At 31.5% G+C, this 13,991-nt stretch carries 20 protein-coding genes; 2 read left to right on the forward strand and 18 right to left on the reverse strand.

Going from position 1 to position 13,991, the window contains the following annotated elements:
- Positions 1-428: DUF1731 domain-containing protein (locus tag HOG71_03640; GenBank protein MBT5989925.1), on the forward strand; the 428-nt coding region annotated here is incomplete at its 5' end.
- 20 nt (positions 429-448) lie between these two features.
- Here HOG71_03640 and HOG71_03645 read toward each other — a convergent pair.
- A complete protein-coding gene (locus HOG71_03645) occupies positions 449-1,039 on the reverse strand; it encodes a DUF1287 domain-containing protein (protein ID MBT5989926.1) in 591 nt (196 codons plus the stop codon).
- 169 nt (positions 1,040-1,208) lie between these two features.
- On the reverse strand, positions 1,209-1,610 hold the full coding sequence (locus HOG71_03650; protein ID MBT5989927.1) for an RDD family protein: 402 nt from the start codon (positions 1,608-1,610) through the stop codon (positions 1,209-1,211).
- Between the two features lie 245 nt (positions 1,611-1,855).
- Here HOG71_03650 and HOG71_03655 point away from each other — a divergent pair, with 245 nt between their 5' ends.
- On the forward strand, positions 1,856-2,227 hold the full coding sequence (locus HOG71_03655; GenBank protein MBT5989928.1) for a hypothetical protein: 372 nt from the start codon (positions 1,856-1,858) through the stop codon (positions 2,225-2,227).
- A 12-nt stretch (positions 2,228-2,239) separates the two neighbouring features.
- On the opposite strand, the gene arfB is transcribed toward HOG71_03655, so the two are convergent.
- From arfB to HOG71_03735, 16 genes are all read right to left on the reverse strand, one after another.
- A complete protein-coding gene (gene arfB / locus HOG71_03660; GenBank protein ID MBT5989929.1) occupies positions 2,240-2,650 on the reverse strand; it encodes an aminoacyl-tRNA hydrolase in 411 nt (136 codons plus the stop codon).
- Between the two features lie 258 nt (positions 2,651-2,908).
- The gene (locus HOG71_03665) at positions 2,909-3,232 is read right to left on the reverse strand and encodes a hypothetical protein (protein ID MBT5989930.1); all 324 of its coding nucleotides are present in this window, start codon (positions 3,230-3,232) and stop codon (positions 2,909-2,911) included.
- Between the two features lie 87 nt (positions 3,233-3,319).
- Positions 3,320-4,063 carry a hypothetical protein gene (locus HOG71_03670; GenBank protein ID MBT5989931.1) on the reverse strand — a complete coding sequence of 248 codons (744 nt, stop codon included), beginning with the start codon at positions 4,061-4,063 and terminating at the stop codon, positions 3,320-3,322.
- Between the two features lie 44 nt (positions 4,064-4,107).
- Complete coding sequence (locus tag HOG71_03675; GenBank protein ID MBT5989932.1) at positions 4,108-4,431, reverse strand: type II toxin-antitoxin system PemK/MazF family toxin; 324 nt, start codon at positions 4,429-4,431, stop codon at positions 4,108-4,110.
- A complete protein-coding gene (locus HOG71_03680; protein ID MBT5989933.1) occupies positions 4,422-4,667 on the reverse strand; it encodes an AbrB/MazE/SpoVT family DNA-binding domain-containing protein in 246 nt (81 codons plus the stop codon). Before HOG71_03680 ends, HOG71_03675 begins: the two co-directional genes overlap by 10 nt.
- Positions 4,668-4,767: 100 nt before the next feature.
- Positions 4,768-5,328, reverse strand: a complete 561-nt coding sequence (locus HOG71_03685; protein MBT5989934.1) for a hypothetical protein — start codon at positions 5,326-5,328, stop codon at positions 4,768-4,770.
- 150 nt (positions 5,329-5,478) lie between these two features.
- A complete protein-coding gene (locus tag HOG71_03690; protein MBT5989935.1) occupies positions 5,479-6,051 on the reverse strand; it encodes a hypothetical protein in 573 nt (190 codons plus the stop codon).
- 88 nt (positions 6,052-6,139) lie between these two features.
- Positions 6,140-6,481: a hypothetical protein gene (locus HOG71_03695; GenBank protein MBT5989936.1), complete on the reverse strand. Its 342-nt coding sequence runs from the start codon at positions 6,479-6,481 to the stop codon at positions 6,140-6,142.
- A gap of 460 nt (positions 6,482-6,941) precedes the next feature.
- Positions 6,942-7,775: a hypothetical protein gene (locus HOG71_03700; GenBank protein MBT5989937.1), complete on the reverse strand. Its 834-nt coding sequence runs from the start codon at positions 7,773-7,775 to the stop codon at positions 6,942-6,944.
- 171 nt (positions 7,776-7,946) lie between these two features.
- Positions 7,947-9,008 (reverse strand): mechanosensitive ion channel, encoded by a 1,062-nt coding sequence (locus HOG71_03705; protein ID MBT5989938.1) that lies wholly within the window; start codon positions 9,006-9,008, stop codon positions 7,947-7,949.
- A 13-nt stretch (positions 9,009-9,021) separates the two neighbouring features.
- Positions 9,022-9,924 carry a mechanosensitive ion channel gene (locus HOG71_03710; GenBank protein ID MBT5989939.1) on the reverse strand — a complete coding sequence of 301 codons (903 nt, stop codon included), beginning with the start codon at positions 9,922-9,924 and terminating at the stop codon, positions 9,022-9,024.
- Positions 9,925-10,109: 185 nt separating this feature from the next.
- Positions 10,110-11,174, reverse strand: a complete 1,065-nt coding sequence (gene corA / locus HOG71_03715; GenBank protein MBT5989940.1) for a magnesium/cobalt transporter CorA — start codon at positions 11,172-11,174, stop codon at positions 10,110-10,112.
- Between the two features lie 79 nt (positions 11,175-11,253).
- Positions 11,254-11,526, reverse strand: coding sequence for a hypothetical protein (locus tag HOG71_03720; protein ID MBT5989941.1), 273 nt, complete (start codon positions 11,524-11,526; stop codon positions 11,254-11,256).
- Between the two features lie 52 nt (positions 11,527-11,578).
- Positions 11,579-12,589 carry a DUF21 domain-containing protein gene (locus tag HOG71_03725; protein MBT5989942.1) on the reverse strand — a complete coding sequence of 337 codons (1,011 nt, stop codon included), beginning with the start codon at positions 12,587-12,589 and terminating at the stop codon, positions 11,579-11,581.
- 201 nt (positions 12,590-12,790) lie between these two features.
- The gene (locus HOG71_03730) at positions 12,791-13,297 is read right to left on the reverse strand and encodes a hypothetical protein (protein ID MBT5989943.1); all 507 of its coding nucleotides are present in this window, start codon (positions 13,295-13,297) and stop codon (positions 12,791-12,793) included.
- Positions 13,298-13,400: 103 nt separating this feature from the next.
- A complete protein-coding gene (locus HOG71_03735) occupies positions 13,401-13,643 on the reverse strand; it encodes a hypothetical protein (protein ID MBT5989944.1) in 243 nt (80 codons plus the stop codon).
- Between the last annotated feature and the right edge of the window lie 348 nt (positions 13,644-13,991).

Here is a 13,991-nt window from a genome sequence, read left to right on the forward strand (position 1 = left end):
AAGTATTCAAATTTCGCATAGGTGTTGTTCTTTCCAATCAGGGAGGAGCACTTCAGAAGATGTTAAAACCAATTCGAGCAGGATTTGGTGCTTTTTTAGGAAGTGGAAAGCAATACATCCCCTGGATAGAAATAAGTGATCTTGCCCGTGTTTTTCTTTTTGCAATCGAAAAAAAATTGGCCAATTCGGTCTATAATGCTGTGGCTCCTGATTTTATAACAAACAGTGATTTTACCAAAATATTAGCTAATAAACTTTCCCGGCATTTGTTCTTGCCTAATATTCCGGTTTTTATTCTAAAGCTATTTATGGGTGAAATGTCCTCCATCCTTTTATATGGTAGTCGAGTGTCAGCTAAAAGTATTACTTCAGAAGGCTTTGATTTTGTGTATCAAAAGCTGGATGACATTCCTATTTCAGGCAAATAGACCTACTTATTCAAATGCAATCAGTTTGATAAAACTTGACTAAATCGATAATGTCCAATAATTTGGAAGTCAAAAAGACAATCTTCCAAAACCTGCCCTGCACCAATATTATGAACGATCTTGTTTCTTAGTTTATCATCTGACTTTATCGGAACAACTATTCCAATATGTGTAATACCACCTCCTAAGTCCCAACAAACAATATCACCAGCTACATAATCTTTTGCATTTTGATTAATTGGTTTTTCAGCCCCTTGACTTTTAAAATAAGTCATGAGGTTTGGCACTCTTCTGTGATCAATATTTTTGTCTGGTTTTGTTAATCCCCAAATTTGTGGATATGCACTGAAATTCTTTTTCATATCTTCATGAACCTCTTTCTGAAGATCAATTCCAATCTTTCTGTATGCTCTTATGATAACATCGGTGCAAACTCCCTTATCAGCAGCAACATCTCCATTTGGATAGGCTATAACCCGATAGGCTGGATCATAAGTCACATCTTGATAAGTAAGCTCAATAGCAGCTTTGCAAAGACTATCAACTATTTGCTGACTATAAAGCAAGAAAGTTGAACTTATAAATAGCAATAAAAGGAAAGCTTGTTTCATATGTCTATAATTATTTTAAAAGGTCATATGGAACTCGCATATAGTCATTTCCTTGTTTGGGTAGACTTATACTCATGCTTGTTTCATCATTAAGGCAGATTAGTTATGATTTAAATCTCTTTTATTATCGCATAACAGGTGTAAATAGTCATCTGGCGATAGATTATTTCTATTTTTCATGCTTACAAATAACTACAGATCGAACAATTATGTCGTGAATAGCTTTCTGCTTAGCATTCCCATTCACAGTGATCATGGACAACCAACCCAATAGTGTTTTAAAAATAAAGCGAATTAATGCCAATGGGAAAATAATGTTTCGTTCTTCATCAACTGCTCGTTTTACCCGAATACCATTTAGTAAATGACCAATTGTTCCTCCAAACAGGCTGGTAAAAAGGGGATCGTAAATAAGAAAAATGAAAAGAAATACAATAATCCTTACGCTATCAGCTACATTATTAAATTGTGAAAAAATGAGATAAGCAATAATCATCAATAGGAGAATGACTACCCAATCAGCAACATAAGCTTTCACTCTTTTTAAAATCCCTGGATATTCGTCAGTCATAGTATTAAATAATTATTCGATCAAACTATCACATCTTTATCATAAAAGGTATCGAAAAGATGAGCAATACATCAAATTTACATAAAATAATAATCTGAAAGTGCGCAATTTCCAAAAGGGATTAAATTTCAAAAACAAATAATTAAAGCGAAGTTTTTAAATAAAATCAACACCGCAACAGACACATAGACAGCACCATAAGAAATACATTTGCAAAGCCTACCCTGAAATTTATATTATTGTATATGAAATTATCTTCTCATAGCACCTTTCTAATTGATTATTTAAGAAATAATACAGTAATCGTAGCAATTGCTTTACATGAGTTAACAATAAACCAGCTATTCGATTTCATCATATCTACAAAAGCAGAGATTCAAGACAAACAAAAGCAAAATTTACTTTTAGATATCTCAAATGTAAAAGTAAAAGTGGCCAATAAAAGTGTTAACTTACCCTTTGAAGCAAATAAACCCATCTTTTCAATAGACAAAATTGCTGTTGTTGCAAACCGCAAGCAAAATTTATTAGCCAATAAAATTGTTCAATCACTACAGGAAACCTTAATACAGGTCAGAGTATTTGAAACAAATTCAGATGCTTTTATGTGGTTGTAAGATCCCATTATCTTAATCACTGGGAGGTAGTGTTCTATTCTGTTTCTTCTCCCCTTGTTTACGCTTAGCCAACAAACGCTTTTCAATAACTCTTTTTGAGGGCTTGCTTGCTTTTCTTATTTTGGGTTTGCTGAGTGCTTTACCAATTAGCTCATAAAACTTTTGAATAACCTTTGCCTTGTTATTTAGTTGAGATCGCTCAGATTGTGAAGTTAAAATCAACTCACCCTCGCTGTTAATTCTATTTTTCAATTTATGCAATACCAACTCCTTTTCCTCAGGGCTGAGCAGGGCTGACTTATGAATAGAAAAACGTAATTCAATTCGTGTGTTGACTTTATTGACATGCTGCCCACCTGGGCCACTGCTACGTGAGGCAGTCAGTTGAAATTCGCTTTCAAAATTTCTGTTTTCAATATTCATCCGATCAGAAGTCGTTTCCACCAATTGATTTTTTTTAGGCAAGATAATAAAATATCATGCAATTACGCTAAGAGAAATGCTTTCTCTTCGTGTGTCTTTGTGTATTCTTCGTGCATCTTCGTGACAGAAATTTTACACGAAGATTCTCGAAGTTTATAAAGGCCCTTAATATCCAAATTGAGATTAAATCATCAAATGAGTATTTCTGCCATAGCTTTTTCAACTGTTAAGTATCCTAAATTAAGTATATACAATTGCTTATTCTTGAATAATGTCACTTTCATTTAAGTACAAAAGAAAAAAGATAGCACCAACTTCTTTATTTATTATTGTAACAACTAAAATCCACCAATTTAACGTATTCGTTTTCTTCATTTTTCTAAAAATGATTATTGCCATTATTAGATTGCAAATAATAATAGTCCAACCAATATCAATAAGGAATGTTATCACTTTATAATCAATCATGCTGTGAGGAAGAATAATATAACTTCCAAGTCTGTAAAGCATTAAATTTAGGAGCCAAAGACCAATTAAATATTTGACATATCTGCTTATGATTTCTTTTTTTCTATTCCCCATTGTCAATTTTTAATAGTCTACAAATAAAACTAATTCTTGATTTCAGAAGCATATAAGCATATTATTAGGTGCAGGCATATCCAATAATTATTCAAACAATGTTGGCACACCATTTTTTCTAGGATATAGTATTTTTATGTCATTATCATAATTCAGCCCTTTAAATACATAATACTTCTTATTATAACTAATGGTCAAAGCAGTATCTAAATACACTTCATCATTCCCTATCGAATAGATATGAAACGGAGAATATGTCCCAATGTTGGCATCCAGACTATCCACAGGAATGTATACTTCCCAATGATTCCGTACTATAATTTCAGGATAATTATCACTATTTAAATCAACTAACTCACCAATAATATCATATGGTTTGTCAAATATCTTACGAACCGAATCACCAATAATCTTAAAAATAGTAAAATCCTCACGTCCGCTGCCATAACGCCAACCCATTAAAATTACTAATGAGTAATTACTATATTTTTTAATAAAAACATGTTCTGATGAAATATCATTGTTGTTCTTCTCCAAGAATTCTTCATCAATAGTGTCCCAGGCATCATTCGCTTCAAAAATAACAGCTTTACTATTCGAAATCTTGAAAAGTATTTCCCGAAACAGCCCGGGATCTCCACTAGGCGACACAGATAGTTCTAAGGTGTCGTTTAAATCATCAAAATTCAAATCAGTAATTAGCATATCAATCAAATTACTTTGGGTATTTTCCGAATTAGGAACATCTGACAGCCTTTCCTGTTTTGAAGTAGAAATATTTGAATTACAAGCTGATAAGAGTATAAGTAATATAAACAAAGATGACCTCATGGCATTAAGAGTATGCAAAGCTAGTGTTAATGTAAGTTGTTAATTCAATCAATATAGGTTTCTTTGAGAATGGATTTAACCTCTTTTATCTCTGGTGTAGATAATCTTCCTAATACCCTGATAATCCTTTGCTTATCAATTGTTCTGATTTGATCGATTACCACCCACCCTATTTTATTATCATGTTTAACTTCTATTCTTGTCGGATATTTATGAGACTTAGTTGTCATGGGTGCTACAACTATTGACCTTAAGTATTTATTCATTTCATTTGGAGAAATTATCACACAAGGTCGTGTCTTTTTTATTTCACTCCCAATAGTTGGATCCAGATTGACCAATACTATTTCATATTGTTTTAAATCCATTCTTCTAAGTTTTCATCTTCAAAAACGTCATTAAATAGCAATTGATCTTCTCCATTTTCATTCATCTTTTTGAATTGCTTCTCCCAATTTTTTCGTGGTTGAGAGATTGGTCGGATGATGAAATATCCTTTTTCCAATATAAGCTCAACTTTATCCTTAATATTATATTTTTCAAGTATGTTTTTACTCAATCTGAATCCTTTTGAGTTTCCTATTTTGATTATTGAAAGTTCCATGCTTTTTGATATTTTGTAATTACAAAGTTAGCACAATTCATGATAATTCAAAATCTTTTTATGAATCATAGGAAATGTTTGAATAGCTGTGCTTACTCCATTATTTTATTATTCTTTGATCCTCAAAAATATCGATTAACAATAGGTGCAGATCAATTATTTCTTTGATTGATTCTAAATCTCCAACACGCCTACTGATTACACATAATAGCTCAGATTTGCTTGTTTTCTTGTTGGTCTGATAAGCTAAAGAATAAATGTTATGCTTGAGGATAGCTTTTTGAACGTCTATATTCAATATTTTTCTTGACAATGCATTATTACTACTCTTAATTAAATATCGATTGTCAAATTCACTCCATCCAGTTTTCATATCTCTATTCCGGAAATATTTTATTATTTTTTCAATAAAATCTTCCCAACTCACTATTAATTCAAAATCCTGGTTTGATATAAAAGGAATTCGAATTTTCAATGGTCTAGTGTCAGAGACTGAGATATATAATTTCCACTTTTTATAGGGAATGATTGTATTGTGAATTTCAAGTTCGTGTCCTGAATTAAACTTTATGTTAAACTCACCTTTATAAAATCCGGCTATTTCTTCCCATAAATTTCGCTTTGAATAATTATCAGTATAGCCGAGTGATGGAGCATTCATATATTTTATATTCTTTTAATTAGGGACACAGTTTTAATAAAGTGTGTGCACCGTACAATCACTTATCTTTCAGTTTCATTCAAATTTACAATTCTTTTTCAAGCTACTACAAACTGCAGCTTGCACTATTATTGTTTATACGTACAAACCTTATTCTTCCTTATTTAATCCTTTCTTTCCAAGTTTTTCTACTAAATATTGTGCTTCAGCTTCATCAATAGCGATTCCGAACTTTATGGTTTTCATTCCATAATCAAAACTTAGTATACCTCCTTTAAATCCCAAATAATCAACCATATTTCTCTTTATTCCAAAGAAATCAGCATTAGGTTCAACTGGAGAAATAATCCTAAAATTTTTAATATGATTTACTTCATAACTTTTTGACAATAAGGGCGTATTGAATAAACCTTTTGATATTTTAATAATTCCTCTTTCCAATAAAATAATTTCACTACCAAAAAGCAGCCATAAAATTGCAAGAATGGCAAGAGAACCACCTACAGTCCAACCAGCTAACCAAAAGAGTAAGAATCCATCCGCAAGAATATTATCAGAATCAGTTATCCCTTCTATCGCTGATTTCTCTCCAAAAAACCATCCTCCAAGCCAAACACCTAGGAATAATATAATAAACCATTTTTTCTTGGATGGAATAGTAATTTTTAACGTGTTACCAAAAGACTCAACTTTTGATCTGCCATTATTCAATTTCTCTATCATAAATATTTCCTTTTTATTAGCGTGTATGTACCCTTTTATGGTGAGTTGCCTTTAATATTTTCATCCTCATTGGTTTTTCAATAAACGTTTAAAGTAGATACACTTCATCGTATTTTTCGCCTTCTTCACCAAGTACAACAGCATCAAGCTTATTGGCTATTGAAATCATTTTCTGAATAATCCAATTCTCAGGGTTTTTCACTGAAATCCATCCATATCTCTCTGAAAAGGTAAATGGCACTTCTCTCTCTTTCGATTTCCAAAGTCCTGCGCCAGGTGTTGAAATACATATAGAATGTTCATTATCAATTTTTGCTACAAATTCTTCGATTGCGCTAAATTCATGATCAGATTTGATATAGTTTTGCCAATCTTCTTTGGTTATTTTATTTTCTTCATTTTCTCGTTGAATACTTAACTCATATCCCATAATAATTCCATTTTACTATTTGCTGACTTTTGCCCCTGAACAGTGATATCACAAAGATGCTAATGCTTATATTTTTATGGCAAAACGATTCGATCAAATTAAATAATGTCTCCACCTATTACATACAAATAAACTATCCAGAACACTAATTGATCTATAATTGAAACGACTACAATATATATCAAGTAGCTCACTATTTTTCTTATTAAATCAATCTTTAAAAAAAACACCCAAATTCCTGTTATGATTGGAATTGGAAGAACGTATAAGAATCCCCAATAGCTTAGTTCTATAAAATCAATACTTAAGGTAATTGCTATGGGTAGTACGAATAGTATTATTATTGATCGAATGGAGAAGAATTCTTTCATTTTTCATTAATTGATGTATGACAAAGGTATAGTTTTGTATAGTGAGAAGCGTTTAGCAGTGTATTTCCAAATGTCGAATTAACCACTGTTTATAATTTAGCTTTTAACTTTTTAATCATTCTATCAACTTCCTTCTCCGTAAAATCGCCACTAATACTAGCTTGTCCTCCCATAATCTCAGAATTTACAATTGGCATTGAAATAATGTGCTTATCAATTACAATGGCAATCGGTTTTCCTATATTTTCTTTTGTTAGCAGATAAAACTTATGTGCTCCTTCTTTGTTTAGTGTTATCATAATTTCTGCTTGATCATCACCATAATTACTAAATTCTTTTTTCACATCCAGAATATCTTGAATGCTTATGGATGGATTACTCGCTAATTCTATGTCCTCATCATTACTCAATGAATTATAATCAATTGTAGCATAAAATCCATCTTCCCTATCGACTGCAATTGGCTTGAATTTCTTTATTGGTTCATCAAATATGTCATTGAAATTATCAGATAATTTTTCAATTTCCTTATCTATATCCTTAAAATGGCCTGCAAATATTTTATACGTCTCTTCAGAATTATATAACTTTTCGTAAGCACTGGTCTGTATAAAATAATAGATGCTATTAATCTCCTCATCTGTATAAATTTCGTCAAAAGCTGCACTAATTCTTTTGTTGATTTCTTCTTCAGTTATTTTCTCTTCTAATTCAATTAGTCGAATGCTATCCTTTCCTATTGCTTGATACTTCAATGGTTCCAATTGAAATTTATAATTCGATTTTTGGTTTTCAATAAGATTAAACTTATCAATAATAGCATTAGTCTTTTCTTGTTTGCTTTGCCCATAGGAGCAAATTGAAACAAAAACTATTAAGATTAGTGCAATACTGAATATTCCTTTTTGTTCTTTCTTTTTCATTTGATGTTATATTTAGCATATGGTCTTTAAATGAGACAATAGCTCTTCTCTTCACCACCTCGTAAGTTTTCACTACCTATTATCCTGAAACCTTGGCAGCCGAGGTTTCAACAAAGGCTGGCTTTATCTAACATAGCTTAAATCTCATTTTAGCTCTAAACGCTCTATTTTTTAATTACGTAAATTTTCCTTTTCATTATTATCTTCTATACTTTTTTCAACTTTCGCTTTTAGTTTATCAATGTTTTTAATGGATAATTCATTTTTATCAATTTCATCCTCTTTTTTTAAGTTTTTCATTTTCTCGCTAAGCAATTCTTGTTGTTTATTCAATTCCTCGAGCTGATCTTTCTTTTTTTCAATTTCCTCTGATTTGATTGCTTCATCAAAAACTAAATCTTCAGGTAATTGTTCGAGAGTTAAATTTTCATTTTTAAGAATCTCTTTTGGGATAAAAGCCTTTTCATTCGAATTTCTTTGATTCATAAAAGATGGTGAAACGATCTCAATTTTTCTATTGTGAAGCTCATCCATCACATTCGCATTCAATAATGACATGGTGCTAAAATATTTACTGCTATCGTCCAGAAAGCCGTGAATTTTATATAACACAGAATAATCACCCAGCTTGGTAATATAAACATAAGGATCTGTCAAGCCCGTTGTAACAGCTGCCCCTTTCAACGATTCTTCAATTTCAGTTCGTGGTATGTCATAGCCTAATGAAACAGAAGTAGAAATTACAGTATCAGTTTTACGCGTTAACTTAACTGGATTTGTTGCAATATATAAATTAGGAATAGTAATAAAATTGCTGTCTTCCAGCTGAATCTCAGTATGAAAAATACTCTTTATTGTAACCCTGCCTTGTAAATCTCCAATTTTAATAAGGTCGCCATTCCTAAAACGGTTCATCGAGTTATTCATAATTCCAGCAATAAGATTTCCTAAAACAGTAGTTGAGCTTAATGCAATACCGGCACTTACAATTATTGCGAGGAAACTTAAGATTTGACCCTTTAAGGTTTTATCAATTGGAAAGGATAAAATAAAAATAAGTATGCCAACAAACAATATAAAAGTGGTTATACTGTTTTTCAAAATGTTTCCATTTAATTTGGTGGATTTTACTTTTTTAAATATCCAAAAATTTAAAACTAATAGGACGACTAAAACCAGTACTATAACAAATGAACCTAAAAGGTTCTCTAAATTTTTAATTATTTGTTCCATAGGGCATTATTTTTTACTTTTCGTAATTTTTGTGGACCATGTTTGTAATTTCTAATGTGCTTGTTGCGATCATTATTATATCATCATTCTTGCTTATTTCTTCAAGCAAACGGGTATAAATAATGTCCTTAGTTCTCCTTCTCTTTTTGTAATCAACAATGTAACGAAGTGTGAATGAAATCCAGTTCTCATCAAATTGAAGGGTGACCATTGGTTGTACCTGCGCCTCTTCAACCCTATACTTGTCGGTAAGCTTACCCCATTGTTTTTCACTATTTGAAGCATATTCTCCACAAACTTCGATTAATACATCTGTAAAAACTTTTCGTGCGAGTGTATAATCGCTTTTTGTGCGTAAAGGAATAATTATTTCATCCCATAGAAAAGGGTATTCCGCTGAGTAGTTATGCACCTTGTCTTTAAAAACAAAACTATTCGCAATAGTTACAATGCGTCCGTTATATAAGTCACCTTGAACCCAATCGCCTATTTCCATTATTGTAGTATTCATGACCCCAATATCAATGATATCTCCTTTGACCTCTCCAATTTTTATGCGTTGGCCAACTCCAACAGTTCCACCAATCACAATACTGAACCAACCCGCTATGCTAATAATTACTTCCTGCAAGGCAAAGGCAATGCCTGCTCCCGCGACACCTAACGCTATACCAATGTTTCCAAGTTTATCACTATATACAAATAGAACTACGCTTACTATTAATAAGTAACCAAATATATTCACCGCTTTTCGTGCCCTGTACTTATTGTCATTTGATTTTATTGTGCGTTTCAGTGCCCTTTTGACCAAGTATGTTAATAATAAGATTACTACAATGCCAATCAATATCGTTAATAGACGCTCTATGAGTGGCTCATGAAACCAATTTGTAAGTGTTACCTCAAGTTTTTCCATATCTACTCATTTATTTCTAGTTTTTTATTAAATGCCATTAAAATGCTAGACTTTATTACGGTCAAGTCTAAAATAGTTGTACATTGAAAATTTCAATTTACTGCAATATTTTATGTGAGCTACAATTTAATTTCCGACCACTATTTCAGCTAATAATTGTAAACATTTATTGTGTCTTTTTGTTCCTAAAACCATTTTCTCCTTCTGAAATAGATTAACATCCCAACAGCAACTGTAACTATTACTCCCCACATAATAAAATAACTGTATTCAAAATGTAGTTCTGGCACAAAATCGAAGTTAGTTCCATAAATTCCTGCAATAAAAGTAAGTGGAATGAAAATAACAGAGAAAATCGTCAGGAATTTCATTATATCATTTAGCTTACTGCTTATTGTTGTATGATAGATATTTAGTTGGTCAGATAATATTTCTCGATAACTATCAGAAGAATCACTAGCTTGATTAATATTATCCAGCAGTTCTTTAAAATGTATGTAAGAACTTTCATCAATTAAATCGGATTCGATTTTCGAAAGAGCCAATATCATTTCCTTCGCTGGCTTTATACTCTTCCGCAAAAAGTTTAATTCGCGTTTGTAATTATTAATTTCGTTAATAAGCGATTGCTTGGGTTCAAGAGACAGCTCCTCTTCAAGAGCTTCAATTTTTTCACCCAAAACACTAATAACATAAACATAATTGTCAATCACAATGTCAAGCAGGGCAAATGCTAGATAATCTGTTCCAGAATTTCGTATTCTCTTTTTTTGTTTTCTGATCCGCTCTCTAACTGGCTCAAAAACATCTCCTTTTCTTTCTTGAAATGAAACAAGAACCGATTTGGTTATTATTAAGCTCAGGTTTTCAACTGTAATCAAATCTGTTTCTGAATCTTGTTGTAACATTTTTATTGACATAAAAATACAGTTATCATACTCTTGTACCTTAGGTCTTGTCCCTGTATTCATAACATCGGCCAGAATGAGATTTTCTAGATTAAACTCTTTGCCAATTTCTTCCATAATAGACGCATTATGAAGCCCATCAACATTTAACCATGTTACTGTATTCTTTTCTTGAAACTTCAATATTTCATGTACTTTCGTAATAGCATTTTCTTCCAGATTATTAGCGTCATAATCAATTATCCGCAATGTAATTTCATCAGTCTTTTGTACCCCTCTAAACAATAAGTCATCAGGTGAAACACCTATTTCTTGTTTCTGTTTTTTTATGAATCTAGCCATAGTTTTAATTTAATTTATTTATGATTTTGCAAACGTAATTGTTATACTTATAAACCCCTATTGATAGAATTGTAATCAATCAACTCTGATACTTTGCTTTCCAATATTTCTCTGCTTCCTTTTCTAATTTTTCTAATCTGGAATAATAATCTGGGAACTCTTTTAAATGAGCCCATGCGATTTTACCTGTAAGTGTTAAATCATTATTCGTCACATTGGTTTCTGGATACTTTGTTCCATGTTCCAGTTCAACATTTAATCCAATAATAAATTCAGATAAGCTTACTTTATCCCAGTTTATTCCTAGTTCAACTCCAATTTCTTTAGCATCATTTTCATCTAGCTTTTTCATGATAATAATTATTTATTGTTATACGAAAATTAAGTTATCAATACGTTTTATTTTATATTCCTTTTAGTAACCTACCCAAAATATCAGCTCCAGTAATGATTCGTTTATTTTCTGTCTGCCAGAATAAAAATAAATCCTTTTCTATTGGTAAGTCTGAATTGATATTAATTTTAGCTTTTAGTTTTTTGATCATCATACCTAAATTTGAATCGTCATCTCTTAATATTAGTGGTTGATGGCAAAATTTTTCTATTCCTTCACAGCCATTACAGAATAGCTCTGAACGGATAAATTCATCTGCATCTAATGCTAATTTAGGTTCATTATTTTCGTCAGTTAAAATCACCCATTTTTCTCTGGATTTATTGATTTTTTGTATAAAATCATCATCAAGTCTTGGCTTATATTCTGGAAAGATGATTAATCCATTGTTGCTCTTTAAACTGACAATACTATCTGGATTGAGGACTTCTCCTTCATGGGAGACTTTCGTATCATCTATAGAAAGGAAGTTAATGGCACCTGTCCCTTCAAAATGGTCAATTTCATTTTGATGCCCATCAATATGTTTTTTAATAAATAGTTTGATATTATGTTCGGCAAAATACTGGACCGATTCTTTTCCAAGCCAGGAGTCAAGTAAAAGGGCACATGGTTTAGCGACTGGATATAAAAGGAACTGATAAAACTTCAAAACTGGTGAAAGTAAAGAAGCCATTCGTAATGCGTGCCTCGAAAAATAGGCTTGCGGTATGATTTCGCCAAAAAAAGTAATTACCGCAGTTGAAAAGGTAAAGGAGATAATTCCTGCCATCACAGAGTCTGAGAGCAATGTTAATAGAACATTTATGGATACATTGCCCCATAAAATGGTGGTCAAAAGAAAATTAGAATCTTTACGCATTAACAATACTTTTTTTGCGCCTTTCTTGGGTGAAGCTTCCGCTTCAATTTCAAGCCGGAGCCTTGTCAGACTAAAAAAAGCCAAATTCAATCCTGAAAACATAGCTGATTGTGACAAGCAAAAGGCAATTCCAATCCAAATAATAAAATCATTCATGATATAATCAGTTTTTAAAGTAAGTAGAAATCATATTTTTTTGCGATTAAACACAACGGTTGAACTATGACAATAAAATTTCTCTTCACATCTCGAGTACTTGGGACTAAAATCCTTGTGAGTTAAAGCTTTAACGAAGTTAGGTTTTTTGTCAACCGAAGTTTTAACAAAGGCTGACTTATTTCACATAGCTTAAATCTCATGTTATTGCATGGCTTTTTTCGTCAATTCAATGTTAATTAAATACCTACTCAATGGAGCATAATTAAATAGAACTTCATCCCCTTCATTGCAATACATAAATAGATTTTTGTCAACTCGATATCGATAATTTTCAACAACAATACTAAATGAATCAAATCCCTTCATTTCTTGACCGATATACAAAGTTCCACTACCAGCTTCATAATCCCTTTTGGATTCTTTTTTCTGAATTGTTTTTGTTTCAATTACTTTTTCATTGTATCTAATGTCTGCTAAATATGTATGATTCATTTTGTATCCAATAATAAAAGACAATACTATAAATCCTAAACCAAAAAGTAAAATCATTTCTGTATTTAATCCATTTGATTTAGAATTTAAGTTTATTTCATAAATCGCACTGGAAATAAACGTACCAATAATAAAAACCATAGATGGAATAACATAACCCATTCGACATTGATATCTTAAATCTTTAATGTCTTTTTCTGTGAGTTTTTCTCGCATTCTTCTCTAAGTCTTTTTTCAAGCTTGGCTTTAACGTTTTGGCTTTGAATAGCACGAAGCATTAAGCGAAGTATTATTTAAAGCTGGTGCTGTGCCTCGTAGTTTATTCTTTATTTATCACAAATCTATAATTCGATGTTAAATTTGTTTTACATCTTCCACTGTAAAACCAGATTGCTCCCTGCCAATTATCAGTTGAAAGAAATGCATCTTTAATTACATCATTGTTTCTCTTATTTATCCCAGAAATATTCGTTATTGCAACTGCGCCATTTTTATTTACTGTAAAGGTTATTTCTAATGTCCTAAATTTTAAGTCTTTTATCCTTTCAGCATATTTTTCCAAAAAATTTTGGTATCCATTTATCGGTTTTGCAAGAGGACATTCTATCGGAAATATAAGTGTATCATACTTTTGGATTGTATTTGATAGGTCTATATGTTCATATAATGGATGTATCTCAGTTACATGATTTGGAAAAATCCTGCAAAGGTTGCCTAAACTATGACTTATTTTTTTATTGGTAATTTGAATAGAAAGACTGTAGTAATTTGAGGGTGTAAATTAAACTCTGTCCAAAATCGTAAATTTGATTATGGATCAGAACTATTTAGACAATTTAGAAGAAAAAGCGCTAGAACAGTTTAAGAGTGGGAAGTCGCTTTTTGGAAAAGATGGAGCGTTTGCTCCATT

It is taken from the genome of Bacteroidota bacterium (assembly GCA_018698135.1).
Taxonomy (GTDB): Bacteria; Bacteroidota; Bacteroidia; order CAILMK01; family JAAYUY01; genus JABINZ01.

What these genes read in the sequence shown, in the direction of transcription:
- HOG71_03710 (MBT5989939.1), bottom strand. Translation starts at nt 9,924, where the DNA reads ATGGAAAAACTTGAGGTAACACTTACAAATTGGTTTCATGAGCCACTC.
- HOG71_03665 (MBT5989930.1), bottom strand. Translation starts at nt 3,232, where the DNA reads ATGGGGAATAGAAAAAAAGAAATCATAAGCAGATATGTCAAATATTTA.
- corA (MBT5989940.1), bottom strand. Translation starts at nt 11,174, where the DNA reads ATGGCTAGATTCATAAAAAAACAGAAACAAGAAATAGGTGTTTCACCT.
- HOG71_03730 (MBT5989943.1), bottom strand. Translation starts at nt 13,297, where the DNA reads ATGCGAGAAAAACTCACAGAAAAAGACATTAAAGATTTAAGATATCAA.
- HOG71_03705 (MBT5989938.1), bottom strand. Translation starts at nt 9,008, where the DNA reads ATGGAACAAATAATTAAAAATTTAGAGAACCTTTTAGGTTCATTTGTT.
- HOG71_03645 (MBT5989926.1), bottom strand. Translation starts at nt 1,039, where the DNA reads ATGAAACAAGCTTTCCTTTTATTGCTATTTATAAGTTCAACTTTCTTG.
- HOG71_03655 (MBT5989928.1), top strand. Translation starts at nt 1,856, where the DNA reads ATGAAATTATCTTCTCATAGCACCTTTCTAATTGATTATTTAAGAAAT.
- HOG71_03685 (MBT5989934.1), bottom strand. Translation starts at nt 5,328, where the DNA reads ATGAATGCTCCATCACTCGGCTATACTGATAATTATTCAAAGCGAAAT.
- HOG71_03720 (MBT5989941.1), bottom strand. Translation starts at nt 11,526, where the DNA reads ATGAAAAAGCTAGATGAAAATGATGCTAAAGAAATTGGAGTTGAACTA.
- HOG71_03680 (MBT5989933.1), bottom strand. Translation starts at nt 4,667, where the DNA reads ATGGAACTTTCAATAATCAAAATAGGAAACTCAAAAGGATTCAGATTG.
- HOG71_03695 (MBT5989936.1), bottom strand. Translation starts at nt 6,481, where the DNA reads ATGGGATATGAGTTAAGTATTCAACGAGAAAATGAAGAAAATAAAATA.
- HOG71_03690 (MBT5989935.1), bottom strand. Translation starts at nt 6,051, where the DNA reads ATGATAGAGAAATTGAATAATGGCAGATCAAAAGTTGAGTCTTTTGGT.
- HOG71_03700 (MBT5989937.1), bottom strand. Translation starts at nt 7,775, where the DNA reads ATGAAAAAGAAAGAACAAAAAGGAATATTCAGTATTGCACTAATCTTA.
- HOG71_03675 (MBT5989932.1), bottom strand. Translation starts at nt 4,431, where the DNA reads ATGGATTTAAAACAATATGAAATAGTATTGGTCAATCTGGATCCAACT.
- HOG71_03670 (MBT5989931.1), bottom strand. Translation starts at nt 4,063, where the DNA reads ATGAGGTCATCTTTGTTTATATTACTTATACTCTTATCAGCTTGTAAT.
- HOG71_03650 (MBT5989927.1), bottom strand. Translation starts at nt 1,610, where the DNA reads ATGACTGACGAATATCCAGGGATTTTAAAAAGAGTGAAAGCTTATGTT.
- arfB (MBT5989929.1), bottom strand. Translation starts at nt 2,650, where the DNA reads ATGAATATTGAAAACAGAAATTTTGAAAGCGAATTTCAACTGACTGCC.